Source organism: Paenibacillus dokdonensis (assembly GCF_004916975.1).
GTDB lineage: Bacteria > Bacillota > Bacilli > Paenibacillales > Paenibacillaceae > Paenibacillus_AQ > Paenibacillus_AQ dokdonensis.
Genome location: NZ_STGQ01000003.1, coordinates 272,426 through 299,150, shown reverse-complemented (window position 1 = coordinate 299,150; position 26,725 = coordinate 272,426). Strand labels below are relative to the sequence as shown.

Sequence of the window (26,725 nt, the reverse complement as noted above, 5' to 3'; positions counted from 1 at the left end):
GTACAATCAGGGCACAGTAACCAACATGACGAGGAGGAACCCATGTGAAGACAGTAACTGCCGTACTTCTTGGCGCAGGCAGCAGAGGACGATACATCTATGGTCCATATGCAGAGAAACATCCGGAAGAATTGAAGATTGTAGCGGTCGCGGAACCGAATGTGGAGCGTAGGCAGCGTATGGCCGCAATCCACGATATCGCACCGGAATATGTATATACCTCATGGGAGCAGGCTTTCGAGAAAGGCCGGATCGCAGATGTCATGATCATTAGCACACTGGACCGGCTGCACTTTGAACCCGCGATGAAGGCGCTTGAACTTGGCTATCATATCCTGCTGGAGAAGCCGATGTCGCCCCTGGCGGAGGAGTGCATCCGCATCGAGCAGGCTGCTCTCACTCACCAGCGTGTGCTTACGGTCAGCCATGTGCTGCGGTATTCGCCATTCTGGTCCGGTATCAAGCGCTGCATCGAGGCGGGAGAAGTCGGAACCATCGCCACGATCCAGCATTCAGAGTATGTTGGATACCGCCACATGACACATAGCTATGTGCGCGGCAATTGGCGGAACTCAGCCGAGACGAGCCCCATGGTCCTCGCCAAATCATGCCATGATCTGGATATCATCTCATGGCTGATGGATAAGCCTTGTACGCATGTCAGCTCCTTCGGATCGCTGTTACATTATCGGGAGGAGCATGCGCCGGAAGGATCTACCGCGCGCTGCACCGACGGCTGCCAGGTTGAACAAAGCTGTCCCTTCTCAGCACTTAAGCTGTATAACCAGCCGCCCGAACACCCATGGGCTCGCTATATTACGCATGATCTGACCCAAGAGGGCATCATGACGGCCTTAAAAGAAGGACCATTTGGCCGCTGCGTCTACCACTGCGATAACAATGTGGTTGATCACCAGATCGTCAATATGGAGTTCGCGGGTGGTGCCAATGCGACATTCACTTTGTCCTCCTTTACCGAGAAAGAGGTCCGGCGAGTCCGTATTATGGGTACGAAAGGCGAGATATATGGTGATATGGAGGAAGGAACATACACGTTGAACCGTTTCGAAACCGGCGAGCAGGTAGAATTTCACTGTGGCGTTGCCGGAGACGGCCATGGCGGCGGTGACGACCGGATGGTTGCTGAGTTCCTGCAAAATGTGCGCGAGAATGAAAATGATACCGTATCGGCATTAACCTCAGCAACGGCTTCCTTACAGAGCCATTTAATCGCTTTTGCCGCAGAAGAATCGCGTTTTCTGGGAGGAATGACCGTCAAGCTGAGTGATATGGTGCAGCGGGTCACGGTGTAATAATCCTGAATGCAAACCTATGAAGAGCCGTCTCGTTGACTTCCGTCATAGAGCGGCTTTTTCATATATAGTGGACATGGGGATGAGCCGCTTGCTGGACCCGGGAGCGGGCTTTCTCTTATAATAAGAAAAAATGGTTTTAAAACCCTGTATCTAGGTTAATCTGCTATTGAGCCGATTCCATTCAACCTGTTCGAAGGGCTCAACATGCTTGTCTTTTGTGATAGAAGGGAGGACCGGCAGTGGAAAACTCGCGTAATGACAACTTCATTCAACAACTATACAAGCATGCGTCGATTCCGATGGCTGCAGTTGCCGTCGATACCGAGCAATGGATTGCTGTCAGCAGCGTCTTTGCCGCTATGCTGGGTTATACGGAATTGGAGCTTTTGTCCATGACAGAAGCGGAAATCACACATCCGTATGACAGGCTGAATACAGCCCCTGCATGTCTTGCGAAGCTGCTTCATCAATCTTCAACAGATCTAACGATTGTGGAGAAATGTTATATACATAAAAACGGATATGAGGTTAGGGTGAGACTGCAGGTTTCTCTGGCAAAGAGCGGAGAAAACGGAGAGGATGATTATCTGGTTCAGGAAGCAACGATTCTGTCGGATGCTAAAATCGAAGAAGAGCGTATAGAGATTGATCCCAATATGCAGATTCTGTTTGAGAAGAATGCGGATATTCTCTTTTCCACCAGCAGGGCGGATGGCATTCTGGAAGAGGTCTCCCCTTCCATGAAACGGATACTTGGCTATGAGGCTGAAGAAATGATAGGTCATCACCGGGCTGAGTTTTACCACCCGGATGATGCGGCCGACATGCTGAACGGAAACGCTCTTTATTCCCTTGACAGCGTATTTACCCGGAGGGTCAGACATAAGGACGGGCATTATTTGTGGATTGAGACGGCATTTCAGATTATTCAGGACCAAGATGGCGGTATCAAGCGGATTCTGACCATTGGCCGCAATGTGAATGACCGGGTCGAGATGGCGCAGAAGCTAAAACAAAGTGAGCAGAAATACAAGCTCATTATGGATTATTCACTGGACTTCATTTCCCGCCACAAGGTAGATGACGAGCTGACTTTTATTTATGTCTCGCCAGTATGCAGACCCATGCTGGGCTACGAACCGGAAGAGATGGAAGGAACTTCGAGCCGCAGTTATATTCATCCTGACGATGTGAAGAAGGTCAGGCATCATCTTATTTCCGCCTTGGATGAAGATTCACCGGATGCATTTACATTCCGGTTCCGCCGCAAAGATGGCACTTACATGTGGTTCGAAACCAACAGCCGCTTCACCTATAATGTGAACGGGGAAGTGGAAGAGGTGATATCCGTTTCCCGTGATATTACAGAACGTAAACAGGTTGATCTTCAACTGAAAGAGTATAAATCGCTGTTTGAATACAATCCGGCGGGAGTCGCTTCGCTTGATTTGGAAGGCAATCTGCTGACGGTCAACCGGGGGCAGCAGATTCTATGCGGCTACACAGAGCATGAAATGCTGCATAATCACTTTACTCCATTAATAGATCCCGTCGATGTGGACAAGACGGCTTATCATTTCAGCCTTGCGGCCAAGGGTGAGCCGCAGACCTATGAGATTGGCCTGCGGCATCGGGACGGCCACCGGATTGAAGTCAGCGTCATTAATGTACCGATTATTTTGCGCGGCAAGATTGTTGGCGTCTTTGGCATTACGAGCGATATCACGGAGAGCAAACAGTATTTGGAGCAAATCAAGAAGCTGAGCTATGAGCATGCGCTCATTTTGAACTCGGTATCTGAGGGGATCTTTGGGGTTGATCTGGAGGGCCAGGCAGGCTTTATGAATCCTGCTGGAGCCAGAATGCTTGGATTTAATGCGGGAGAATGGATTGGACAATCATTTTTGGGAATGCTGCAGCAGACGCGTGCGGATGGTAGTCATTATCTTCCGGGCGAATCTCCGATTATGAGCGCAGTCCGGGAAGGGATTGCCCTGTATAAGGAGGAGTCGGTATTCTGGCGGAAGGATGGTTCCAGCTTTCTGGCATCCTACCGCGTAACCCCGTTGTTTGACAAGGGAGAGCGGATGGGCGCAGTCATTGTCTTCAACGATATTACGAATGAGAAGCAAATTCTCCGCGCGAAGGAATCGGCCGAGCAGGCGGATAAGGCGAAGTCTGAGTTCATGGCGATTATGAGCCATGAGCTGAGAACGCCAATGAATGGGATTATGGGGATGATCGAGCTGCTTGCGGATTCCCCGCTGAATGAGGAGCAGCAAAGCTACACCGATATCATTCGTGAGAGCAGTGATGCGCTGCTGCAAATTTTGAATGAAATCCTCGATTTCAGCAAGATTGAAGCGGGGAAGATGATACTCAGCGATGATCCGATTCAAATCCATTCGATTCTATGCAGCGTGGCCGAGTTGTTTTCTGCCAAAGCGGCTGAGAAAGATTTGGAGCTGCGCGTGCATATCTCGCCGGACATTCCGGATATGATCCGCGGTGATGAAGGACGACTGCGGCAGGTTTTGATTAATTTGGTTGGCAATGCGATTAAATTTACCGAAACCGGAAGAGTTTCCGTTTCGGTTCAAATGGCAAGCGATTCGTCGGAAGGCGAAATGACGCTGGAGTTTTTCGTTAAGGATACAGGAATCGGCATACCACCGGATAAGCTTGACCAGCTGTTCCAGTCCTTTTCACAGCTACATCCGGCTATTAACCGCAAATACGGAGGAACAGGTTTAGGCCTTTCCATATGCAAGAAGCTGGTCGAGCTGATGGGCGGATCGATCGGGGTTATCCAGGAAGAAGAGGAAGGGGGAACCACGTTTTATTTTACCTTAAAATCCAAAGCCTGGACTTCCAGCGATGATGTGGCTGTTCATCGGGAGGAAGCGAATCCTGTTATAGAAGAAGAAATTAGGATTTCAAGCATGCCGGAAAGTGAAGCGAAGACTTTAAGCAGGCTTGAGCTGCCCGAAACAACCCTGCCGCGTTTTGGTCTACTGAATATTTTGGTGGCTGATGATCATCCGGTTAACCGTCAGCTGCTTACGGCGATCCTGAATAAAATGGGATACGCTCCTGACATGGCTGTTGATGGAGCCGAGGCGATTCGAGCGGCTGTAGAGGGGAATTACGACCTGATTTTTATGGATGTGCAGATGCCGGTCATCGATGGCATCGAGGCTGTGCAGTCCATTCGCCGCCAGCTTCCGCAGGAGGGACTGCCTGTTATCATTGTCACCGCTTTTGCTGGCGCCGATAACCATAGAATGTGCCTGGAAGCGGGGATGCATGATTTCTTAAGCAAGCCTGTTTTGATGTCCGATATGGAACGGGCACTCGAAAAATGGAGCAGACACATAAGTTTGCGGTAATTCCTTTGCAAATTTAAGGTGTCTTGAAGGTTATTTTCATCTAATTTTAAGATAGGGCACTTATAATAAAGCCATACCCCTTTTATAATATATTGATTGATGCCCTGGAGCCCGATGCTCCGGGGTCTGTTTTTGTTTATAGGAGTATACGGATGTAAAGGAACATACGGAAAAAGGCAGATTCCAAAATTGGAACCTGCCTTTTATTCATTCATTTATTCATACATATGGGCATGCATGTTAAGGAGAGATGCCAAAACCTACTCGCCCAGCCCTTTGCCCATCCCTTTCAGGAAACGCAGGCCAAAGCCGATTGCGCGGTTCACATCAGGATCCTTCAGGGCACTCATAAGGGAAAAGACCGTCAGCTTTTTGTCCTGAGGCTCATTCGCTTCCTCAAGTCCTTTCGCCACACTGCCTAGCAGCTTAGAGGTTTGTTCCGGGTCAATAGCGGATAGGGCTCCCGCCGCTGCGAGACCATTATTGATCATGTTCGTCATTTCAGGTCGCTTTACCTGATTGAGGGCAATTTCAGCAACCTTGGCTTTTGCCTTCAGCAGCGATTCGGCTGCTTCCAGGACGCCGCTGCCGTACAGCTCGCTCAGGACAGCGATTGCCTTCTCAATCGCCTGTTCATGCTCGGCTACGGAATCCTTCAGCTGATCCAGTGACTGCTGCTTTATTTCTTCTTCGCTTAGAACGCGTTTTTTAATAAAAGAAATGGGTTGTGCCAATTTTCATACCACCTTTCCTTTAGTCCACCAGAGAAACATAACCGGGACGGTTCCATTTGCGCTGAACTTCGACTCCGTTTTGCGGATGCCGCTTCTTGTTCCGCGGATTACTGAGCGGAAGCGGATTCGCTCCTTTAATGTTCAAGGTTTGCATCCGGACTTTCGTCTGCTTATAGGCAGGCGTATGCGTACGGACATCCACCGCACCTCCGGTCAGGAGATTAACAGCCGTTTCATGGCTGGTGGAGTGCATTGGAACATAGATCTCATTACGGTGTACGCGATCTGTCACCAGAGCCTTCAGCTTGATGGCGCCGTAAGGTGATTCAAGGCGAACCAAAGATCCGCTTTCGAGACCGCGTTCTGCGGCCAGCTCAGGCGAAATTTCTACAAAGACTTCTGGCAGCTTCAGGTTGATACCATGCGATTTGTTAGTCATATTGCCTTCATGGAACTGTTCCAGGAGGCGTCCGTTATTCAGCACAAGATCGAATTCTGCAGGGAATTCCATTGGAGGAATGTAGTCCACCAGCGAGAAGCGGGCCTTTTTGTCCGGGAAATGGAATCCGTCGGTATACAGGAGCGGCGTGCTTTCACCAGTTGCAGAACCCCAGGTAAAGCTGCCCCAGCCTTCCATGACTTCGTAGCTTGCTTTAGCGAAGAACGGTGTCAGGCTGGCCATTTCTGCAAAGATTTCGCTTGGATGGCTGTAGTTCCAGTCGAAGCCAAGATGTTTCGCAAGCTGAGTCGTAATCCACCAGTCCGGCTTGGAATCCCCCATTGGTTCCATGACCTCATACAGACGCTGTACACGACGCTCCGTATTCGTGAAGGTGCCGTCCTTCTCGAGGGAAGGGGCAGCAGGCAGAATGACATCGGCAAATTGGGCTGTTTGGGACAGGAAGACGTCCTGAACCACAAAGAAGTCCAGCTTGCTGAGAAGCTCATGTACGTGATTGGCATTGGAGTCGACCCAAGCCATGTCTTCGCCAACCAGGTACATACCCTTGAGCTCGCCGCGATCCACCGCATCCAGCATTTGGATGTTATCCATGCCCGGTTTTGGAGAAATGCTTACACCGTAAGCCTGTTCAAAGCGGGTGCGGGCTTCATCATTGGATACATGCTGGTAGCCTGGCAGCCATGGCGGCAGGGTTCCCATGTCGCAAGCGCCTTGTACGTTATTGTGACCACGGAGCGGATATGCCCCTGCACCTGGACGCATATAGTTTCCGGTTGCGAGCAGCAAGTTGGAAATTGCCGCGGAAGTATGCGATCCGGCTATATTTTGGGTTACACCCATACCCCAGCAGATGGCGGTTCCATCAGCTTCATGAATCATAGCCGCGATGGAGATGAGTGTGTCTTTGGAAATACCGGTCTCCTGTTCGGCATATTCCAGTGTGAATTTCTCAAGCAGCTGCGAATATTCACCGAACTGATTGACATGCTGCTGGACGAAAGCTGCGTCATGCCAGCCTTGGTCGATCATGTATTTGGTGACGGCAGTAAGCCACACAAAGTCGGATCCTTGTTTTGGACGAATAAACAGATCGGAGCGCTCAGCCATTTCATGTTTTCGCAGATCTGCAACAATCAGCTTTTGTCCATGCAGCTTGTGGGCACGTTTGATGCGTGTCGCAAGCACGGGATGGCCTTCCGCAGGAGCGCAGCCAATCAGAATGACAAGTCCTGCAGCTGCAATGTCCTTGATGGAGCCGGCATCACCGCCGATACCTACAGTGGACATCAGTCCGTCCGAAGCAGGGGATTGGCAGTAACGGGAGCAGTTGTCGATATTGTTGGTTTCAAACGCTTGGCGTGCCAGCTTTTGAATCACGTAGTTTTCTTCATTGGTGATTTTGGAGGAAGAAATAAATCCGAGCGCGTTAGAGCCGTATTCCTTCTTGATTCCGCCCAGACGTTCAGCAACAAGGGAGAGAGCTTCATCCCATGAGGCTTCCACAAATGCATCTCCCTGACGAATCAGCGGAGTAGTGATGCGTTCTTCACTGTTCACGAAATCCCAGCCGAATTTACCTTTAACACAGGTGGAAATCGCATTGACAGGGGCATCATGAGATGGCTGAACTTTCAGGATCTTGCGTCCCTTGGTCCACACTTCAAAGGAGCAGCCCACGCCGCAGAACGTGCAAACCGTTTTGGTCTTGCGTGTTCTGGTGTCGCGCATTGCGGCTTCAATTTCGGAAATAGCAAAAATGCCGCTGTAGCCTGGCTCTACCTCTTTGACCAGTTCAATCATCGGATCGAGAATCGGCTTATCAATAGCAGTCATGAACCCGGCTTCGCCGAGCATCGATTTCTCCATTAATGCGTTGCAAGGACAGATGGTCACGCATTGTCCGCAGCTCACGCAGGAGGAGTCATTAATGGATGTGCCGGCATCCCATTTCACGCGGGGAATATCTGCTTCCCAGTCGATCGACAGCGTTTCATTGACCTGAAGGTTTTGACACACTTCAACGCATTGACCGCAGGCGATACATTGATTAGGATCATACCGGTAAAACGGATGGGACATATCAACTTCAGAGGCGTCGACTTTCGGGCGATAAGGATATTTTTGATGCTCAATTTCCATCAATTCTGCCGTATTATGCACTTTGCAGTTTCCATTGTTGTTGTCACAGACCGTGCAGTACAGCAGATGATTCTCAAGAATCCGGTCCATTGCTTCCGTTTGGGCTTCCTTAGCCCGATCCGAAGAAAGCTTGATATCCATGCCGTCCGCCGCATTGGTGGAGCAGGCACGTTTTAGTTGGCCATTGATTTCAACGATACAGGTATCGCATGTTTGAATAGGATCCACTTCGGGTACATAACAAATTTGAGGATGCTCTAGTCCTGCAAGGTTAATGGCCTCGAGTACCGTCATGCCCTCTTTGAATTCAACGTTTGTTCCGTTCAAAGCTATACTTACAGTTTTCTGGCTCACGAAATAACCTCATTTCCCCAATTCTTTCACGATAACGGATGTAGAATCCTTTGCTTAAACGGATCGTTCATAAAAAAGTCCACAAACAAAAAACTCCACTAAACCTGATCCGCTAGTTCTGGTGCGGCAGGTTGTAGTGGAGTAACCGATTAGCAATGGCCTACTAAACAGATCATTCCCGTTATTTTGTCAAAATGGTGTCTCGCCATGATTATACTACTTCCGCTTGAAAAAACAAGATTGAATTATCTGTCAGGATTAAATTTTGCCTTCTGGATTTTTGCCGAATCGTCCTGTACATTGTTACTAGGATTTAGTATAGTGTTAAACTTGTAATGAGGTGATTGAGGGATGAAAAAGGAAGTTGCGTTTAACGACATCATCCGGAAAGTCAGAAAAGACACGTTCGGCAAAGGCCCGGAGCGCATTCATACGACCTTTGTTGAGAACATGGCTATCACTCGGATGTACGGGAATTTTACCCCTACGGAAAAGTTTATCGCACAAACGCCGGATGGCAAAAAAATGGTGCACAGCGCCAGAACGTATATGATTCAGGATTTGTATAAAAACCAGGTTCCGGAAGGCTTGGAAGAGCTTTGCGGCTCGAAACTGGTTCATCTGTTTTCGGATATCAAGGTCGACGAGGATGTGGCCATTTCCGTTTTTATGTTTGAGAAAAATATAGAGCAGGGATGAGAACCGATGAATACTGTGACGAGGGAAAAGGGGAACATTATCCGCTACGAGCACGGCCAAATTACGGAGAAAACGGATCTTATCGTCACCGAGCATCCTGTGACGATAAAAATAAACGGCGAGGAATTCGCGACGCTGGTCTGTACTCCGGAATACATTGAAGATATGGCTGTGGGCTATCTCGCCTCAGAGGGAGTCATATCCGGCACCGATGAAATCGAGAAGCTCTGGGTGCAGGAGGATGAAGGCTTCGTCCATGCTACGGTCAGTAGCTGGAGTCCGCTTCACCGCCAGCTTTACAGCAAACGTTATGTGACTTCCTGCTGCGGCGCGAGCCGGCAGGGATTTGTTTTTTTTAATGACGCAAAGACGGCTAAACGACTGCATGATGTACCGGTTGAACTGTCCTTTGACGATATTTTTCGATTGGTCCGGGAGATGCAGGAAGGCGCCGAAACCTTTAGCCAAACAGGTGGTGTCCACAATGCAGCCTTATGTGACCGGAGTGGTGTTTTGCTGGAACGGATGGATATCGGACGACATAACGCGCTGGATAAGATCTACGGTCATTGCCTGAAGCAGGACATTCCCATGAACGATAAAGTAATCGTGTTCAGCGGTAGAATTTCTTCTGAGATCCTGCTTAAGGTCGCCAAAATCGGCTGTGGGGTCATACTTTCAAAATCTGCTCCAACGGCACTTGCCCTTGAGCTGGCCGAGAATCTGGGTATTACGACAGTGGGTTTTGTACGAGGAAATTCCTGCAATGTGTATACCCATCCTCAGCGTATTCTCGAATGCAGGGAAGAGATGAAGAAAAATACCGCGGATGTGGAGTAGCCGGATGCCTGGGGCATCCGGCTGTCCTTAATATCGGGGTTCCCCGCAGCGTATTCAGAAATGAGCATTCTTCAGCATAGGCTCCACTTTGTGGGGTTATTTTGGCACAGAAATGGAGTGAGCATCGTGGAAACCAATGATTTTTACAAACGAGTACTCAGAGACCTGCGGATTTCCGTGACGGACCGCTGCAATTTCCGATGCCGTTACTGTATGCCGGAGGAAATTTTTAATAAGGATTATCCGTTTTTATCCCGTGACCATATCCTGTCCGTTGAGGAGACGGTAAGGATTGCGCGCATTTTCACGCGGCTGGGCGTACAGAAAATGCGTATAACAGGAGGCGAACCTATCCTGCGCAAAGAATTGCCCGAGATCATTGCAGGCATCTCTGAAATCAAGGGTGCCGAGGATATTGCATTGACAACCAATGGAAGTCTTCTGGCCAAACAGGCTGTGAAGCTGCGCGAGGCTGGATTGATGCGTGTGGCGGTCAGTCTCGATGCACTGGATGATGAGACCTTCATGAGAATGAATGGCGGCAAGGCCCGTGTTCGGCAGGTTCTGGAGGGAATTGATGCCGCAGCGGAAGCAGGGCTGCAGGTGAAGGTCAATATGGTGGTCCAAAAAGGCGTGAATGAGCATGCACTGCTGCCGATGGTCCGTTATTTTCGCGAAAAGGGCCATATTCTGCGCATGATCGAATATATGGATGTAGGCAATACCAATGGCTGGGACTGGAAGCAGGTTGTCAGCAAGAAGGAAATACTGGAACGGGTCGGAGCAGAATTTCCGCTTGCCCCTGCCGATCCCAATTACCCGGGAGAAGTGGCTTCTCGCTTTCGTTTTCTGGATGGTAAAGGCGAAATTGGCGTGATTTCATCTGTCAGTGATGCTTTTTGTTCTACCTGTACGAGGGGCAGACTGTCGGCGGACGGCATGTTCTATACCTGTCTGTTTGCGACCAAAGGTCATGATCTGCGCACGCTGCTGCGTTCGGATGCTTCCGACGATGAAATAATGGAGCGTATCATATCCATCTGGGAAGGCAGACATGACCAGTATTCTCTGGAGCGGGGAACGACAGGCGGAGAACGGAACGAAGGAGCCAAGGTGGAAATGTCCAGGATTGGCGGTTAAATTGGAGTCGATAAATCTGTGTTATTTAAAGACTTTGTGTTCATGTTCACATTGTTGACAAAAAATGAACCTATGTTATCATGTGTATGAAATGTCATAGTGCAATGGAGGGGCTGTAGGTGTTGCAGCTGCTCTATTGATAGCGTGATCGTTGATTGATGCTCCTATAGGAAACGGGTAGGAGAATTAACCGGCACTAATCTTTCTTTTTCGTATTCTGGCGAAAGGATGGATTCGTGGCGGTTTTTTTGTTGCGTTTTTATGCTGAAAATTTGAAATGTTTATGGAGGAATGATTCATGTCATCGTTTTACTCACCGCAGCAAATTAAAGACATTGCAGTCGAGACCGGAGAGAAGAAAGCCAGACTTACTCTCTCCGCACTGCTTGTTCTGGGATTTTTAGCCGGAGCTTTTATTGCCCTCGGATTTCTGCTGGATATCCGCGTCATTGGTACGGCACCTAAAGAATGGGGTTCCGTTACAGGCTTTTTGGGTGCCGCTGTGTTCCCCGTTGGATTGATTCTGACGGTACTTGCAGGCGGAGAGCTGCTGACAGGGAACATGATGACACTACCGATGGCATGGTTTGCACGCAAAATTGGATTTGGCTCGGTGCTGAAAAACTTTATTTTGGTGACCATTGCAAACTTCGTCGGTGCTGTATTCGTCGCTTATTTCTTCGGTCATGTGGTTGGTCTTACGGAAGGAGCTTTCCTGACCAAAACGGTAGCCATTGCTAACGCAAAAGTTCATGATACATTTACACAGGCATTCGTGTCCGCCATCGGCTGCAACTGGCTGGTATGCCTTGCGGTATGGCTTGCTTACGGCGCGAAAGATGTTGCTGGTAAGATCGCCGGCATCTGGTTCCCGGTCATGGCTTTCGTTGCGATCGGCTTCCAGCACGTTGTCGCCAATATGTTCGTGATTCCAGCCGCTATTTTTGCCGGACAAATGACTTGGGGACAATATTTCCCGAACTTCAGCGCGGTATTCCTTGGCAACCTTGTCGGCGGCGCACTTTTCGTCGCAGGAGCATACTTCGTTGCTTACCGTCAGCCGACCGGCACCGCGACTCTTCTAAAGCAGCAGGAAAGTCAGAAATCCGCATAAATGGATTGAACGTTAAGATTCAAAGTTTGAATAAACTTCAGTACCGCCATGACAGCCGGTTCATCCTTGCTCTGCAGCAGGGAAAGATCCCGGCTGATCTTTATTCCCCGGATGGGAATTTCACTCAGCTCTCCACTGCCCAGTTCTTTGCGGACAACCCAGCGTGACAAGAGGGCAATGCCGAGGCCGCAGGCTACGGCTTCCTTGACGCCCTGGCTGCTGTTAAACACAAAGCTGCGCTTGATGGACAGGCCGCCATCCTGAATCAGCCTGTCGCTGTAAGTGCGCGTGCCAGATCCTGTTTCCCGCATTACCCATACCTGATCCTGCAGCTGGTTAAAATCGACGCTTTTACTGGCGGCCAGCAGATGATCGGGAGAGGCGATCAGAACCATCTCATCCTTCATAAAGGCTGTGACTTGAAGGTCTTTTGCGTCGACTTGGCCTTCAACCAGTCCGATATGGAAACGTCCTGCACGGATATCCTGCAAAATATTGTCCGAATTGCTGATATGAACCTGCACATCCACGAGAGGATACTGCTGCGCATAATCTGCAAGCACTCTCGGCAAAATATATTCCCCGATCGTAAAGCTGGCTCCCATAAACAAGGAACCGGTCACTTCATCTCTAAGCATATGTATATCCTGTTTGGCTTCATCATATAGACCCAGAATCTGTTGCGCTTTGCCGAATAATATTTCTCCGGCTTCCGTTAATTTCACGAGCTTGGGAGAACGATGCAATAGCTTGGCACCAAGCTCATTTTCCAGATTGCGGATATGCAGACTCACGCCCGGCTGGGATAAATTAAGCAGTTTGGCCGCCTGGGAAAAGTTCCGCTGCTCGGCCACCGCGACAAACACTTTCAGTGTATCCGTAATCATGATGTGACTCCTCCATTTAATTTCGGAATGTTCTTCAAATCTTCCATCCTATAGATCATCCTCGTCTTCATTTATCTTTCATCCGCGATCTTTTCATGCTTAGTCTCTTCTGATTGTACCCAAAACAGATCATCAAGTTTCCGGTTCAGGGCATAACAAATATTCAAGCATAATTTCAATGACGGATTATACGTTCCTTTTTCAATTAAACTGATGGTTTGGCGGGTTACTCCGGTTCGATCGGCCAGCTGCTGCTGGGTTAAATCTGCTTGAATGCGCGCCATTTTCACTTGGTTCATCAAAGAGCACCGGCACCTCCTTATGGAACACAGTGTAACATATACATTACTTAATATAATCTATATATTGCATTTCTGATTACTATTAACGGCATATTAAAGAAATCTTATAATCATTAGTTTTCCTCATGATAGAGATAGCAAATCGGTATTTCACTTCCTGAGCCATCAACTTTATAGTGAGCGTATGAGAACAACAGAGATTGAACAAAGGGGATGGCAATACCAATGATTTCACAGGAATCTGCAGTTCCTCGCAGAAAAAGAAAGACTAACGCATTTATTCTGGGGATTGGGCTGACGCTGATTTTATCACTGCTCGCAAAGGGATTATCCCTTTTTCCGTTTCTAAGCATTATGGGCCAGCTCGTTCTGGCGATTATCCTCGGGATGGTTTACAGAGCTTCCGTTGGGGTTCCGGACTATATTATGCCGGGGGTTTCCTTTTCCAATAAAAAACTGCTTCGCTTCGGGATCATACTGCTCGGGATGCGGCTGAATCTAATGGACATCGCCCACGCCGGTCCAAAGGTCGTATTGCTGGCAGCGGTCAATATTACGGTAACGATCTTTGTTGTATATGGATTGGCAAGGTTGTTAAAAGTGGATCGGACGATGTCGCTGATGACGGCATGCGGGACTGCCATTTGCGGTGCTGCAGCTGTCGTAGCCATCGCTCCGTTGATTAAAGCGAAAGATCAGGAAACAGCTGTCAGTGCAGCTACAGTTGCTATTCTCGGTACTTTGTTTACATTAATCTATGTAGGCCTGTATCCGTTTCTGGGACTCACGAATACGGGGTACGGCGCTTTTGCAGGTGGTACCCTCCATGAGGTGGCCCATGCGATTGCGGCAGCGGCACCAGGCGGGAAAGAAGCGGAGGATATGGCTGTGATCGTCAAGCTGACACGGGTAGCTCTGCTGGTTCCGGTCTCGCTATGCGTAGGATACTGGGCCAGCCGCAGAGAGCAAGAAAAGACGCATAAAAGCAAAATTCAAATTCCGTGGTTTGTGCTTGGCTTTCTACTGATGAGTGCTGTAAATTCACTGGGTATCATTCCTCATGCAGTTACAGCGCAAATCATCAATATCGCTTATATCCTGATCGCTATGGCGATGGCAGGTCTTGGCCTCAATGTCGATTTTGCCTTTTTCCGCCGCAACGGAGTGAAGCCGTTTGCAGCCGGATTGATGGGATCGGTAGTATTGGCTATTATGGGGTTTGTGTTGGTGCATATGCTTGGTTTTATGTAAAAAGACAAAAAACGGTCTCCGCTGTCCCGGAGCCCGTTTTTATTTTATTCTGAATCATCACCATCATATCCATTGATCAGATCGGTTCCATGCATATCTTCAATGGTTGCCGAAGGGTCAATCGGACTGTTCATCTGAATATCATCTGCATCAGGAACATCTTCAAGCTCAGTCTCTTCATCGCTTATGTCATCCTCAGCAGACTGCAGCGATTCTCCGGGAATCTCAGTACGCCGGTTACCGAGCTCCGGACTCATTTCAGAGCGGGTATAAAACTCCACATCGGCGGCTTCCGGCTCACGTGTAATGCTTTGTACGGTTTGTGTATTCACTTCGCGAAAATCATCCTCGGGAAGACCCTCGTCAATAGGATGCTCTCCTGCATTTTCGTAACGTTCATATGTTAAATCCGCCTCCGTTTTGTACTCTTCAGACATAGTGGTTCATCTCCTTATTTTGTATTCGATACTTACCCTTACCCTAAACAGTTGAGAATAAACCCTGCGTTTTCAGGTGGGAAAAACTGTATGAAAAATCCCCGTAACCCAGCGGTCACGGGGAGAGGCTTATCTCATGCTGTAATTTAAAATTTTGGAAATACATATCTGATCAGGAAGTAGAGAAATCCGAAAAAAATGATGATGTATGCCGCATACTTGATAAACGTTGAAGCTACGAGACTGGAGTCGGATTTCTTATGTACCTCTGTCCGATCCACCTCGATGTCTTGCTTATGAGGTTCACGCATGGCTGTTTCTCCTCCTTCATATTTTATTTTCAGGTAATTTGTTCCGCTTGGTACATTTATAAACAAAGCCCCAGCTGCTGAAACAGTTGCCAAATGACGACGCGAATGACTTTTAATATAGAGAAATTGCGAAATTTGTCGATATATTACATAATAAATCGAGAGATTTGCGAAATTTCAGGCGGATTGTCTTCTGCCCTCATAGCATAAGAAATGACTATCTGAGGTGATATATGAGAGTTGCATTCAAAACAGCCTGTGTGCTGGTGCTCGTCATGATCGTTTTGATTGTCGCAAGGCCTGGTTCTGGCTTTGCGGCACCCGGGTCGGATTACATTTCGATGTCAGGCTGGGATTTCAAATGGGCACAGCAAAAAGATGCAGCCGATCTGAGGGCGATTGAAGCTCCGGACGCGGGCTGGAAAAGGTTGAATTCCTTGAAGAACCTGCCAACGCGTGATCAGGATACCGCAGATGCATGGTATAAAACGGTACTGCCCGAGCTTAAGTCCAGCCCTTCCGCACTGCTATTAAAAAAGGTCTATGGGCAGCACATCATTATTTATCTGGATCAGCGTAAGGTGTACGAGCAGACCCGTAGTTATATGTATGACGCCAACAAAATATTGCTTCCGCTAAGCCCCGGAGATATGGGCAAAACGCTGCGTATTCAGGTACAAGCGGAGAAGGACAGGATCGGAATTGCCGGAGATGTACTGACAGGCGATTATCAAATGCTGCTCAAGAAGTTTGTTAAATCGAATCTGGATGATCTGATCCTGGGCAGCTCCATGGTATTTGTGGGACTGGTCATGTTGATTGTGGCTTTGTTCATGCGAAAAGGCCAGCTGATAAGCTGGCTGACATTAACACTCATCTTGCTGTCGATCGGAGCTATCATTCTGACGTACTCGCCGCTTTTATACAGCTTGTACAATGGTTATGGACAGATCATCCTTATCGTTTTTGACGTTGCTCTCTTAAGTCTGCTGCCCGCATTGACTTTTTACTTTGAAAAAACAGTTGGCGCAGGATATATGCAGATCATCCGGCATTTCCGCAAGTTTCAGATATTTTATTCGCTAGTATGTTTGAGTTTCATGGTTGTGAACCTGTTGCTTAATGATCGAATTTTTGACTTGTATTATTTGTTATCCGTTAAGATACTCGGCTATTTGATTATTTTGCAGATTATCCTGGTCGTCGTCAGCTCCATCGGGTATGCGGTCAAAGGCAACAGGAATGCCCTGATTTTTACCTCGGGTTTTGTTGTATTCGGCCTCACCGTTCTGATTGAAATGATAAGCTTCATAGTAAGCAGCGGGAAATACGAGCTGTACTGGTGGAAATGGGGAGTTCTTGGATTTGCACTTGCACTTATTGCTGTTCTCGGTCAGAAATTCACTGAGAATCACCGTCAGATTCTGATGTATTCCAAGGAATTAGAAATGTTCAATATGGAGCTGCAGCGTTCCGAGAAAATGGAAATTATTAGCGATCTAGCTGCGTCTGTTGCCCATGAAGTGCGGAACCCTCTGCAGGTGACCCGGGGCTTTCTGCAGCTGCTGCTAGAAAAATCAATCCATAAAGACAGGGAATATCTCACGCTTGCCTTGAAGGAGCTGGATCGGGCTTCAGGCATAATTACCGATTTCTTGACCTTCGCGAAGCCTGAAATTGATCAGGTACAGCTGCTGGAGCTGGCTGATGAGTTCCGCCATATCGAAGGAATTCTGATACCTCTCGCCAATTTTCAAGGCAGCAAAATCACTTCGAGAATTCCAAAGGACTTATATATCGAAGGAAATTCTTCAAAATTCAAACAAGCTTTTATCAATATAATCAAAAACAGTATCGAGGCGCTGCGTGAAGAAGGGCAGGTTCATATTTGGGCCTATACCGAACAAGATGAAGTTGTTATTCATATTCAGGATAATGGCGAAGGGATGGAGCCGTCTGAAGTCTCCAGACTGGGTGAGCCTTATTTTTCGAATAAAACAAAAGGCACGGGGCTCGGACTCATGGTCACATTCCGCATTATTGAAGTGATGAAAGGGAATATGAAGTTTCTGAGTGAAAAGGGAGTGGGGACGGAGGTTATCGTACGTTTTCCTGCCGTCATCCAAGAGGATCCTATATAAAATACCTTGTACGCAAAATGGCGCCGGCTTCACAGCGGCGTCATTTTTGCATACTTTAGATGAAAACTTCAGAATTACCTCCACTCCTTAAATCCTGCCAGGCGACGTATAAGCTGAGTAAAGCAGCAATCAGAAACAGCAGTGCAGAAATAAGAGCTATTTGATTTCTTTGGGCTTCTGATGTATTGGGACGGCTGATACTTCGTGTTTTTACAGGCTTCACACGTAGACACTCCTTTGAATGCAGCGGCATGTGCATTAGTAAGCTAGCTCAGGTGCGTTGTGAACTTACTCTAGATTATGTCTGCTATACGATTACCGTGCCGAAATAGAAGGAAAATAGACGAAAAACAACTTTTGGCCTGAGTTACAGCTTAATCAACGAGATGAATATTTATATTGTTATATATTATTATTATAATTATAATAACGAATAAAAATGTTTTTGGCGATTATGACAAAATGACTAATGACTGCATGATAAGATATTCTTTTATCTAGTTTGTTTTTTATTTTATTGTGATCGGTGCTAATGATCATTATTTTTGTTATTATTGTTATTGAATATAGATAACAATAACTTATTTGATATTGATCAGCTTGAAGCTGGCGGGAGGGCATAATGAGCAGAACAAAATGGGTTGTAAACGATTGGAACTTTAAAGCTTGTCATGAACAGGAATGGATGCATGCAAAGGTTCCTGGTTGCGTACATACGGATTTGCTTGCAAATGCGAAGATACCGGATCCCTTTTACGGAACCAATGAAAAAGAAGTACAGTGGATCGACAAGCAGGATTGGGAGTATGAAAGTCATTTCGATCTTCCGGAGGAGCTCTTGCTGCTTCCGCAGCTGGAGCTTGTATTCGGCGGACTGGATACGTATGCGGATGTAACCGTGAATGGTCAGCAGGTGCTGAGTGCAGATAATATGTTCCGGACGTGGAAAGCGGATGTTAAAAATATTCTGAAAAGCAGCGGTAATACGATTCACATCCGCTTCCGTTCTCCTGTGCAGGAGGATCTGCCTAAGCTGGAGAAGCTGGGTTATGCGCTTCCGGCATCCAATGATCAGTCTGAAGTAGGGGGGCTGGGTGAGCAGAGGATCAGCGTGTTTGCCCGCAAAGCTCCTTATCATTATGGATGGGATTGGGGTCCGAGATTCGTTACCAGCGGTATCTGGAGGGAAGTCTGGATTGAAGGCTGGGAGGACAATCGTATTCAGGACCTGTTCATCGAGCAGATTGACATTACTCCTGCTGAAGCCATACTGAGGGCCGTGACTGAGATTGAGGCTGTTGCAGAAGGGGAAGGGATGATCAGACTCCAGACTGAAGCTTTGATTTGGGAGCAAAAGGTGGTGCTAAACCAAGGCATTAATTTGATCGAGATCCCTTTTGTCATATCCAATCCGAAGCTGTGGTGGTGCAGGGGGCTGGGAGATGCACATCTATATGAATTTCAGGTCGAGTTGTTACAACATGAATCCCTAACCGCATCCAGGACAGTCACAACGGGTCTGCGTTCGGCCAAACTGGTTAGAGAAAAGGATGAAGCGGGATCTACATTTTATGTGGAACTGAATGGAGTTCCTGTCTTTGCCAAAGGCGCGAATCATATCCCGAATGACAGCTTCATTACCGAAGTTACGGAAGAGCGCTACCGTCATGAAATTGCGACAGCCGCTGCCTCCAACATGAACATGCTTCGGGTGTGGGGCGGTGGCATCTACGAGCAGGACATGTTCTACCGTTTGTGTGATGAATACGGCCTGATGGTATGGCAGGATTTCATGTTTGCCTGCAGCATGTATCCCGGTGATGAGGCATTTTTGCAGAATGTCCGTGCAGAAGCGGAGGAAAATGTGAAGCGTCTCCGCAATCATCCCTCGGTTGTCATCTGGTGCGGTAACAATGAGATCGACACCGCCTGGTCACATTATACGGAAGGTGGCGGTTGGGGCTGGAAGCAAAGCTATGCGCCGGAACTACGTGATAAAATATGGAGCGACTACGAGAAGATCTTCCACAGTATTCTGCCAGAGGCAGTAGCCAAGCATGCACCGGGTATTCCTTACTGGCCTTCATCACCCATGATTGATTTAACGGGAGACAGTAAGCAGCATGCGGTTAATGATTCTACGGCAGGGGATATTCATTACTGGGGGGTATGGCATAATGTGGAGCCGTTCGAAAACTATAATATTTACGTCGGACGGTTCATGAGTGAATACGGATTCCAGTCATTTCCTGAGTATAAATCTGTGCGCAGTTATGCAGAAGAGAGTGATCTGGAGCTCGAATCGCCTGTCATGCTGGCGCATCAAAAAAATGGTCAGGGTAACCGGCTGATTAAACAGTACATGGAAATGTATATGAATGAACCTAAGGATTTTCCATCCTTTTTATACATGAGTCAGGTGCTTCAGGCAGAGGCGATGAAAATGGCTATTGAGTCGCATCGCCGCCGTAAACCATACTGTATGGGGACGCTTTATTGGCAGATGAACGACTGCTGGCCGGTGGCTTCCTGGGCAGGCATGGACTATTTTGGCAGATGGAAAGCGCTGCAGTATGCTGCCAAGCGCAGTTTCCGGGATATCGCCTTGTCGATTGACGGAACGAGTGGAGACGGTCTGGACTTGTATGTCATTTCCGATCAGCTGAAGCCGTTCGTCGGCAGTATTCATTTATGGGTTATGGATATGAATGGAGCAGTTCTGAACCAACGCACGGTACCTATCTACATGAAGCCAAATACATCTTCCAAGGTATATTCATCCCCCGCCGAACAGCTTTTGCAAAATAGAGACATGCGAAATACCTTCCTGCTGGCACAGCTTGAAGGTTCCGGAGAGGTACTGGACAGCCAGGTTCATTACTTTGTGCCGATGAAAGAGCTTGCTCTGGAGCAACCCGTAATCGAGATTCATGAAGTCGAGGGAAGCGGCGGGACGGTATTTGAGCTAAGTTCGAACAAGCTCGCCAAACACGTATGGCTTTCCAGCGAAGTGGAAGGCTGTTTCAGTGATAATTTCTTCGATCTGGTTCCAGGGATGCCCCAAACGGTGCAGTTCTCTGCACGGACTGAGTCTGTCAGCGCGTTCATTCCTGCCAAGCCAGACCAGCTTCTTGTGAAATCGATGGCGGATTTTATCCGATCCTGATAAGCCCGGAATGTAGATGAGTATACAAAAGACTGCCTAGCCGCGGAAGCGGTTAAGGCAGTCTTTTGTATTAATAATAAGTTTAATTACACGAAATGCAGCCCGGATAAATACGGTAATGGAATCGTTTTGAAGCCTTCCGGAGCCATCGGTTTATGCGGAGACTTGGGATCAAAGAGCAGAGACAGCAGTCCGCTGTCGTCCAGCTGCAGCTCCTGGTCTCCCTTAGTAATCGTATAGCTTCTCTCCTGATCAAGGCTGCCGTTGCAGCGGAATATGCTTTCCCAGGAATCAGGCAGAAGAGATGAGCAATGGTTCAGCAGACTTGAAGCATCTGCAATCCAAACCGTTCCGCTGTTCCGCCCATCGGTCATCTCAGACCCGGATGCCTGGAGCATTTTTAACATTTCCTCCTGCTGCCAAGGGATGGGGAGGATCATATGCTTCGACGGGAATCGGTTGTAAATTTCAGCAAACAGTCGGGCGCATCCTTGAACATCGCCTGCCCATTCCACAGCACGGGAGGGCTCTTCCGAAGCAGTCGTATGTTGGATTTCCGCGGAATGCACGGCTGCCAGCGCGAAAGCCTGTATTCTTCCATCCTTGATGGCTACGAGAGCTTGAGGATTCAGACGGAAAATATCAGGGATCGGACTTGCACCAAGCAAAGCGAGCAGCTGTGCCGGACCTTGTTCATATCCGACCTGTGCAGAAGCAAAGAGCTCAGTCACAGCAAATATATCTTCAGGCTCCATGTTTCTTATGTTCCAATCGTCCGCTGTGCTGGCCTGTAGCGATCGTGCTGTTGAATGATTCAGGGCAGCTGAGTGCACATGTCCGAAGTACTGGCATCCGGATCGCATATACAGGGAACGGTCTCCGGATACGAAGACAAGGGAAGCGCCGGAACGTTTGGCATGCTCCATACACTCTTCAAGCAGCTTGCTCGCGAGATTCTGACCGCGGTAATCCGGATGCGTGCATACAGAGCCAAGCCCGAATACGCAAAGCCGGGCACTTCCCACCCGGATCACTTCCGGAACCAAGCCCATAAAAGCGACGATTTTCCCCTCCTCTGTAAAAGCGCCATAGGATTGGCTGATCCCCGGGTTAAACAAATATGGAAATAACCTGCCCATGGACTGCTGATCGGGCTGGCGGAAAACAAAATCGGATAAGGCGGCAGCCTCTCCAAGCTCATGCGGTAAAACTTTGCGGATGTTCATCGGTTTCGCCTCCATGTACACATTCACATTCCTTTTTCAGTATAAAGGGAAGCTGAAAGCAAATGCTATCATCCATTTTGAATCTTGCTCTGGTGGGGATTGATAATCCATGGATAAACCAACCCGAGTAAGGGAATAAAATGGAATCCAGCGGGAAAATGTACTGAGGTGGCATTCTTTTTGCAAGATGGAAAGTCTTCCTCTTATTAGGCAGTGGGTTTGTAAAGAGTCACGGAAGGGTTATATATATATGGATTGTTCAAATGATAAGGCATGTATTCTACTCTAAAGAGGCGAGGCTTTTGGAATCTACCACATTGATTAACTCACTTGTTTTACTAATGGCTGGTTTGCTGCTTATTGGCGTCTTAACCACCAAGTTCTCCTCACGGTTCGGAATGCCCGCACTGGTCCTGTTTATTGTTGTCGGGATGGTGCTGAACCGGTTTATTTACTTTGACAATGCCTTTATAACCCAAATTGTCGGCATTCTTGCTTTGATTGTTATTCTGTTCGAAGGCGGAATGCAGACCAAATATGATGATATTAAGCCGGTTATAGGCTCGGCTCTTTCACTCGCCACAGTTGGCGTGCTTCTAACCGCTTTTGTTGTTGGTATTGCTGCCAAATACGTGCTTGGAGTATCCTGGACGGAAGGCTTTTTGTTCGGAGCGATTGTCGGTTCTACAGATGCCGCAGCCGTATTCTCTGTACTTGGCGGCAAAAATATTAAAAAACGCTTGACCTCCACACTTGAGGCGGAGTCAGGAAGTAATGATCCCATGGCGATGTTCCTGACGATATCCCTGATCGAGTTATTCGAGCATCCGGATTCTTCCATAATCAGATTAATCCTGTCATTTATATGGGAGATGGGCATTGGTCTTGTTCTTGGCCTGCTGATCGGCAGATTGTCTGTATATGTGATTAACAAAATCAATTTTGATTCCTCCGGACTTTATCCGGTCATGGCATTGGGTTTCGCCGTGCTTTCATACAGCGGAACCTCTATTATTGGCGGCAGCGGCCTGCTTGCCGTATACGTGACAGCAATCGTCATGGGGAATTCGGAGCTGGCATATGGCAGGTCTATCATGCATTTTAACCAGGGCTTTGGCTGGATGATGCAGATTGTCATGTTTGTACTGCTCGGTCTCCTCGTGTTTCCTGATAAGCTGCCGGCTATTATTGGCCCGGGTCTTCTTCTATCGCTGATCCTTATGCTTGTGGCTCGTCCAATCGGCGTTTTTATCAGTACCATTGCAATGAAATATTCGATGAGAGAAAAGGTTCTGCTCTCTTGGGCAGGACTGCGCGGTGCGGTTCCTATCGTACTTGCTACATATCCATTATTGGCCCAAATGGAGCATGGGCGGCTATTCTTTAATGTCGTTTTCTTTGTCGTATTGACCTCGGCCATTATTCAGGGGGCGACCGTGTCCCCGCTTGCCCAGAAATTGGGGCTGGCCGGCGATCTCAAGCCTTCCAATCCCTCACTGCTGGAGCTCACTGCTCTAGGGAAAACCAGATCTGAAATCAACCATATTGAGGTGAATACCTCAATGGCGATCGCCGGAAAGGAAATTTCGGAGCTCGATCTGCCAGAGGATATCCTGTTTACGGCCATAATCCGGAATGAGCAAATCATTGCCCCGCGCGGGAACACGCGGATTGAGGCGGGAGATACGCTGTATATGCTGAGTCCCAAAATTAAGCGCAAGCAGCTCAAGACCATTTTGACCTCGCCAGCCCTGCCTGTCGTTCATCTGAACGAAGTGAAGCAGCCTGTGGAGGAAGCAACGAATGTTCTGCCGCCGACGGATGAGACCAAAGAAGAAAAGTAATTAAAAAGCCCGGCTATTCCTGTGAAAAAAGGAATCCGGGCTCATTAGGTTTAAGCTTTGCTATGGATATTTTCTTAAGCCTTTCCAAGTATGAAGCTGATGATCAGAATGATAAGAACGATGGAGGTAATGATAACATACAGCTTATCGCCTTCACGCACAAAGACCCATATTGAGATGGCAACGCGCAGAACTGGCGTAAGAATCAGCAAAATTAATCCGGTCGTAATGACGGCGTAGGGTTTCAGCTGGGCAGTACCGCTAAATATATCGGACAGGGTGTGAGGATAAAAGTTCTCCGGATATCCGCTGCCGCCTTGAATAAAGAGCAGGATCAGGCCAAGGACAATAACCGCTGCACTGATAATGACACCAACCCGGAGCCAGCGGCTGACGGCGAGTTCAACGTCTTGAATTTCACTTTTTTCATTCATTTGCCGAATCCCGCCCCTTCATAAATCATTTGGAGGGCTACATAGAGCAGCACCGGGATGAACAGCTTCCGGATGGTTTTGCTCTTCATGCGCTGCATAATCTGGGCTCCAATCGTTGCCCCGGCCAGAACACCCAGTGCAACCGGTCCCGCGATGTGGGGATCAATGTCCCCGCGCAGCAGATAGACCCCTGCACTCGCGGCGGCGGTTACACCCATCATAAAGTTGCTGGTTGCCGTCGATACCTTAAGAGGAAGCTTCATGAAGACATCCATAGCCATGACTTTAAAGCTGCCGCTGCCGATACCGAGCAGGCCTGATATGACGCCGGCCCCGTACATCACGCTGAAGCCTCCATAAACATTGCCCACATTGTAAGGAATTTGCTGCTGAATGGCCTTGTCATAATAGCTTCCTCCGAGCTTCAGCTTTGCTGCTGCGGGATGCATTTCAACCAGCTCCTGCTGATCGCCTTTCTTTTTCTTGATCATATTGATCGCGGAATAGATGAGCAGAAGTCCAAAGATAATATAGAGCAAATTGGGCGCGATGAGACCACCGATAAATGCTCCGGTTATGGCACCAATCGTCGTGGCGATTTCCAGAAACATACCCACACGCAAATTGGTGATGCGGTCGCGTATGTAAGCGATCGCTGATCCGCTTGAAGTAGCGATAACCGAAATAATGCTGGCTCCAATCGCATGCTCGATGCTCACGCCGAACAGCAGCGTTAAAGCCGGCGTGACGATGATGCCGCCGCCAAGTCCGAGCACTGATCCTACGATTCCGGCCAAAATGGCGATCAGAAGGATTTGCAGTGAGAACATAATCAAGTCAAGACACCTTCCTCTCCAAAAAGTTTACCCGATTGCATTACACTCAGGGGTACCTGTACACTATATGTGAACTGTCCTGATACTCGGGCGAAATACGGGTCTATTATACAACGATTGTATAATTTTTAATATACAATCGAACATTAAATTTGATTTTTATATTTACATTGTAAAGTCTATTGCGAATTTATCACCCAGATGGCGTAAAATCCGACCGGGAGAAGGGGAGAAAAATATGCGTTTTAATCAACTGGATGAAAAGGATGAGCTCATTCTAAAACATTTGCTGGATAACGGGAGACTCAGCCACGCAGAGCTAGGCAGATTTGTCAATTTGACGAGAGCAGCCGTCAGGGAACGTGTTAACAACCTGATGGAGCAGGGGATTATCGATAAATTCACGGTAAGTGTTAATCCACTGAAGGCAGGGAAAAGCCTGTCGGTTTACTTCAACATCGATGTTGAATGGAGTATGCTCGAGACCGTAGCGGAGCAGCTTCTCTCCGATGAGGAGATCACCAGTGTGTATCAGATGAGCGGTGGACCGCATCTTCATGTTCATGCATTGATGGATAATCAGGAGCATGTGGAGCGGTATCTTCTTCGGCTGCAGGAACTGCAGGGTATCATAAGTGTTCATAGCGAATTTTTGATCAAACGGTTTAAGGAAAGAGAAGGTTTGCTGATCTAATGGCCTGCTTCCTTTCTCTCGAAAAGTATTTCCCATCCTGCCGCTCATTACCCGCGAGGGGCAGAACAAGACATTACCCGGCCAAAACAGGTTCTGATTAAAGGAGTGTTCTGATGGCTGCAACGGAAGAGACCGCATATTTAGCGGAAGAGCTTAAGAAAATTGAAGCTTGGGAGAAGGATCAGAAGCAGGTGTGGTTTTGGGAAAAGCTCAGTCGTCTGCCGTTTATGCTGCTGGACCGACTGACCCCAAAGCGGATACGTGACAAAATAGGGGATGCGCTGGGGGAACTAGGGCGATTTCTGCAGACTGGTGGACAGTATCTGGTTCAGCAAAAGAGCGTGTTGAAGCTGCTTCAGGCCGCCTGGATTCATTCGCAAAACGGTGCTGCCAAGCTGACGGAGGAGCGGGAACTCAATGGGGAAAAGGCTGAGCTTACGCTTGAAGAAGCCGCGAATTTGCCGCTTGAGGTTATGGACAGAACGGCAGAGGAGCTGACAAGCCGCCGCGTCAAGTTTGCCGCTGCTCAGGGTGCAACCACTGGTGTTGGAGGAGTGTTTACGCTCGCTGCGGATATTCCGATGGTACTTGGCTTGTCGCTTAAAGTGTTGCAGGAGATGGCTTTGTGCTATGGATATGATCCAAGATCGGAACAGGAGCGGGTATTTATCGTGAAATGTCTGCAGTTCGCTTCCGCCGATATTGTAGGTAAGAAGGCGGTGCTGGAAGAGCTTGCCCAATTTGAGCAGGAAGATCATGCGCAGCAGGTATTTTCCCAAATCCAGGGCTGGCGTGAGGTCGTTCAGACATACAGGGACAGCTTTGGCTGGAAAAAGCTGTTTCAGCTGGTGCCGGTCGCAGGTATTCTGTTTGGTTCCATCAGCAATAAGGGGACGATTGAGGATGTTGCGGAAGCAGGGAAGATGCTCTACCGGAAACGGAGAATCCTTGCAAGACTCAAATAAGAAAAGCATTAAAAAGGCCCTTCTGGTTCTTCGGTAAACTTAT

22 protein-coding genes are annotated in these 26,725 nt (G+C 48.2%); 12 read left to right on the top strand and 10 right to left on the bottom strand.

Annotated elements, in window-relative coordinates; all coding sequences use genetic code 11:
* The first annotated feature begins 44 nt into the window (after positions 1 to 44).
* Both E6W40_RS25770 and E6W40_RS25765 read left to right on the top strand, forming a co-directional pair.
* Positions 45 to 1,313 (top strand): Gfo/Idh/MocA family protein, encoded by a 1,269-nt coding sequence (locus E6W40_RS25770; RefSeq protein ID WP_136608485.1) that lies wholly within the window; start codon positions 45 to 47, stop codon positions 1,311 to 1,313.
* A 242-nt stretch (positions 1,314 to 1,555) separates the two neighbouring features.
* On the top strand, positions 1,556 to 4,705 hold the full coding sequence (locus E6W40_RS25765) for a PAS domain S-box protein (protein WP_136608484.1): 3,150 nt from the start codon (positions 1,556 to 1,558) through the stop codon (positions 4,703 to 4,705).
* 260 nt (positions 4,706 to 4,965) lie between these two features.
* Here the strand turns inward: E6W40_RS25765 and E6W40_RS25760 are convergent, their stop codons facing one another.
* A complete protein-coding gene (locus tag E6W40_RS25760; protein ID WP_136608483.1) occupies positions 4,966 to 5,439 on the bottom strand; it encodes a helical membrane plugin domain-containing protein in 474 nt (157 codons plus the stop codon).
* 19 nt (positions 5,440 to 5,458) lie between these two features.
* Positions 5,459 to 8,374, bottom strand: coding sequence for a formate dehydrogenase subunit alpha (gene fdhF / locus E6W40_RS25755; RefSeq protein ID WP_425464967.1), 2,916 nt, complete (start codon positions 8,372 to 8,374; stop codon positions 5,459 to 5,461).
* 372 nt (positions 8,375 to 8,746) lie between these two features.
* On the opposite strand from fdhF, the gene E6W40_RS25750 reads away from it, so the two are divergent.
* The 4 genes from E6W40_RS25750 to E6W40_RS25735 all read left to right on the top strand — a co-directional run bounded on the left by E6W40_RS25750 (position 8,747) and on the right by E6W40_RS25735 (position 12,188).
* Positions 8,747 to 9,094, top strand: coding sequence for a Na-translocating system protein MpsC family protein (locus tag E6W40_RS25750; protein WP_136608481.1), 348 nt, complete (start codon positions 8,747 to 8,749; stop codon positions 9,092 to 9,094).
* 6 nt (positions 9,095 to 9,100) lie between these two features.
* Positions 9,101 to 9,934: a formate dehydrogenase accessory sulfurtransferase FdhD gene (gene fdhD / locus E6W40_RS25745; protein ID WP_136608480.1), complete on the top strand. Its 834-nt coding sequence runs from the start codon at positions 9,101 to 9,103 to the stop codon at positions 9,932 to 9,934.
* A gap of 123 nt (positions 9,935 to 10,057) precedes the next feature.
* On the top strand, positions 10,058 to 11,074 hold the full coding sequence (moaA, locus tag E6W40_RS25740; RefSeq protein ID WP_425464966.1) for a GTP 3',8-cyclase MoaA: 1,017 nt from the start codon (positions 10,058 to 10,060) through the stop codon (positions 11,072 to 11,074).
* A 298-nt stretch (positions 11,075 to 11,372) separates the two neighbouring features.
* Positions 11,373 to 12,188 (top strand): formate/nitrite transporter family protein, encoded by an 816-nt coding sequence (locus E6W40_RS25735; protein ID WP_136608478.1) that lies wholly within the window; start codon positions 11,373 to 11,375, stop codon positions 12,186 to 12,188.
* Here the strand turns inward: E6W40_RS25735 and E6W40_RS25730 are convergent.
* Positions 12,173 to 13,075 (bottom strand): LysR family transcriptional regulator, encoded by a 903-nt coding sequence (locus E6W40_RS25730; protein WP_136608477.1) that lies wholly within the window; start codon positions 13,073 to 13,075, stop codon positions 12,173 to 12,175. The two genes, E6W40_RS25735 and E6W40_RS25730, sit on opposite strands and share 16 nt — an antisense overlap.
* 71 nt (positions 13,076 to 13,146) lie before the next feature.
* Positions 13,147 to 13,377, bottom strand: a complete 231-nt coding sequence (locus tag E6W40_RS25725; protein WP_136608476.1) for a helix-turn-helix transcriptional regulator — start codon at positions 13,375 to 13,377, stop codon at positions 13,147 to 13,149.
* A 225-nt stretch (positions 13,378 to 13,602) separates the two neighbouring features.
* Between E6W40_RS25725 and E6W40_RS25720 the strand changes: the two genes are divergently transcribed.
* The gene (locus E6W40_RS25720; protein ID WP_246073192.1) at positions 13,603 to 14,628 is read left to right on the top strand and encodes a YeiH family protein; all 1,026 of its coding nucleotides are present in this window, start codon (positions 13,603 to 13,605) and stop codon (positions 14,626 to 14,628) included.
* A gap of 44 nt (positions 14,629 to 14,672) precedes the next feature.
* On the opposite strand, the gene E6W40_RS30200 is transcribed toward E6W40_RS25720, so the two are convergent.
* Positions 14,673 to 15,065, bottom strand: a complete 393-nt coding sequence (locus E6W40_RS30200; RefSeq protein WP_246073191.1) for a hypothetical protein — start codon at positions 15,063 to 15,065, stop codon at positions 14,673 to 14,675.
* A gap of 146 nt (positions 15,066 to 15,211) precedes the next feature.
* Positions 15,212 to 15,376 (bottom strand): hypothetical protein, encoded by a 165-nt coding sequence (locus tag E6W40_RS29640; protein ID WP_168929058.1) that lies wholly within the window; start codon positions 15,374 to 15,376, stop codon positions 15,212 to 15,214.
* 233 nt (positions 15,377 to 15,609) lie between these two features.
* On the opposite strand from E6W40_RS29640, the gene E6W40_RS25710 reads away from it, so the two are divergent.
* A complete protein-coding gene (locus E6W40_RS25710; protein ID WP_136608474.1) occupies positions 15,610 to 17,517 on the top strand; it encodes a sensor histidine kinase in 1,908 nt (635 codons plus the stop codon).
* A 55-nt stretch (positions 17,518 to 17,572) separates the two neighbouring features.
* Here the strand turns inward: E6W40_RS25710 and E6W40_RS29635 are convergent, their stop codons facing one another.
* Entirely contained in the window at positions 17,573 to 17,740 is a 168-nt protein-coding gene (locus tag E6W40_RS29635) for a hypothetical protein (RefSeq protein WP_168929057.1), read from the bottom strand.
* A 399-nt stretch (positions 17,741 to 18,139) separates the two neighbouring features.
* On the opposite strand from E6W40_RS29635, the gene E6W40_RS25705 reads away from it, so the two are divergent.
* The gene (locus E6W40_RS25705; RefSeq protein WP_136608473.1) at positions 18,140 to 20,683 is read left to right on the top strand and encodes a beta-mannosidase; all 2,544 of its coding nucleotides are present in this window, start codon (positions 18,140 to 18,142) and stop codon (positions 20,681 to 20,683) included.
* Between the two features lie 86 nt (positions 20,684 to 20,769).
* Here E6W40_RS25705 and E6W40_RS25700 read toward each other — a convergent pair whose 3' ends face one another.
* Positions 20,770 to 21,909, bottom strand: coding sequence for a GNAT family N-acetyltransferase (locus E6W40_RS25700; RefSeq protein ID WP_168929056.1), 1,140 nt, complete (start codon positions 21,907 to 21,909; stop codon positions 20,770 to 20,772).
* A 302-nt stretch (positions 21,910 to 22,211) separates the two neighbouring features.
* Here E6W40_RS25700 and E6W40_RS25695 point away from each other — a divergent pair, with 302 nt between their 5' ends.
* Positions 22,212 to 23,753 carry a potassium/proton antiporter gene (locus E6W40_RS25695; protein ID WP_136608471.1) on the top strand — a complete coding sequence of 514 codons (1,542 nt, stop codon included), beginning with the start codon at positions 22,212 to 22,214 and terminating at the stop codon, positions 23,751 to 23,753.
* Positions 23,754 to 23,827: 74 nt separating this feature from the next.
* On the opposite strand, the gene E6W40_RS25690 is transcribed toward E6W40_RS25695, so the two are convergent.
* Positions 23,828 to 24,187 carry a DUF1634 domain-containing protein gene (locus E6W40_RS25690; RefSeq protein WP_136608470.1) on the bottom strand — a complete coding sequence of 120 codons (360 nt, stop codon included), beginning with the start codon at positions 24,185 to 24,187 and terminating at the stop codon, positions 23,828 to 23,830.
* A complete protein-coding gene (locus E6W40_RS25685) occupies positions 24,184 to 25,017 on the bottom strand; it encodes a sulfite exporter TauE/SafE family protein (RefSeq protein WP_136608469.1) in 834 nt (277 codons plus the stop codon). The genes E6W40_RS25690 and E6W40_RS25685 overlap by 4 nt, the downstream gene beginning before the upstream one ends.
* A 244-nt stretch (positions 25,018 to 25,261) precedes the next feature.
* On the opposite strand from E6W40_RS25685, the gene E6W40_RS25680 reads away from it, so the two are divergent.
* Both E6W40_RS25680 and E6W40_RS25675 read left to right on the top strand, forming a co-directional pair.
* Positions 25,262 to 25,717, top strand: coding sequence for an Lrp/AsnC family transcriptional regulator (locus E6W40_RS25680; RefSeq protein ID WP_136608468.1), 456 nt, complete (start codon positions 25,262 to 25,264; stop codon positions 25,715 to 25,717).
* 113 nt (positions 25,718 to 25,830) lie between these two features.
* Positions 25,831 to 26,682: an EcsC family protein gene (locus tag E6W40_RS25675; RefSeq protein WP_136608467.1), complete on the top strand. Its 852-nt coding sequence runs from the start codon at positions 25,831 to 25,833 to the stop codon at positions 26,680 to 26,682.
* The last annotated feature ends 43 nt before the right edge of the window (positions 26,683 to 26,725 follow it).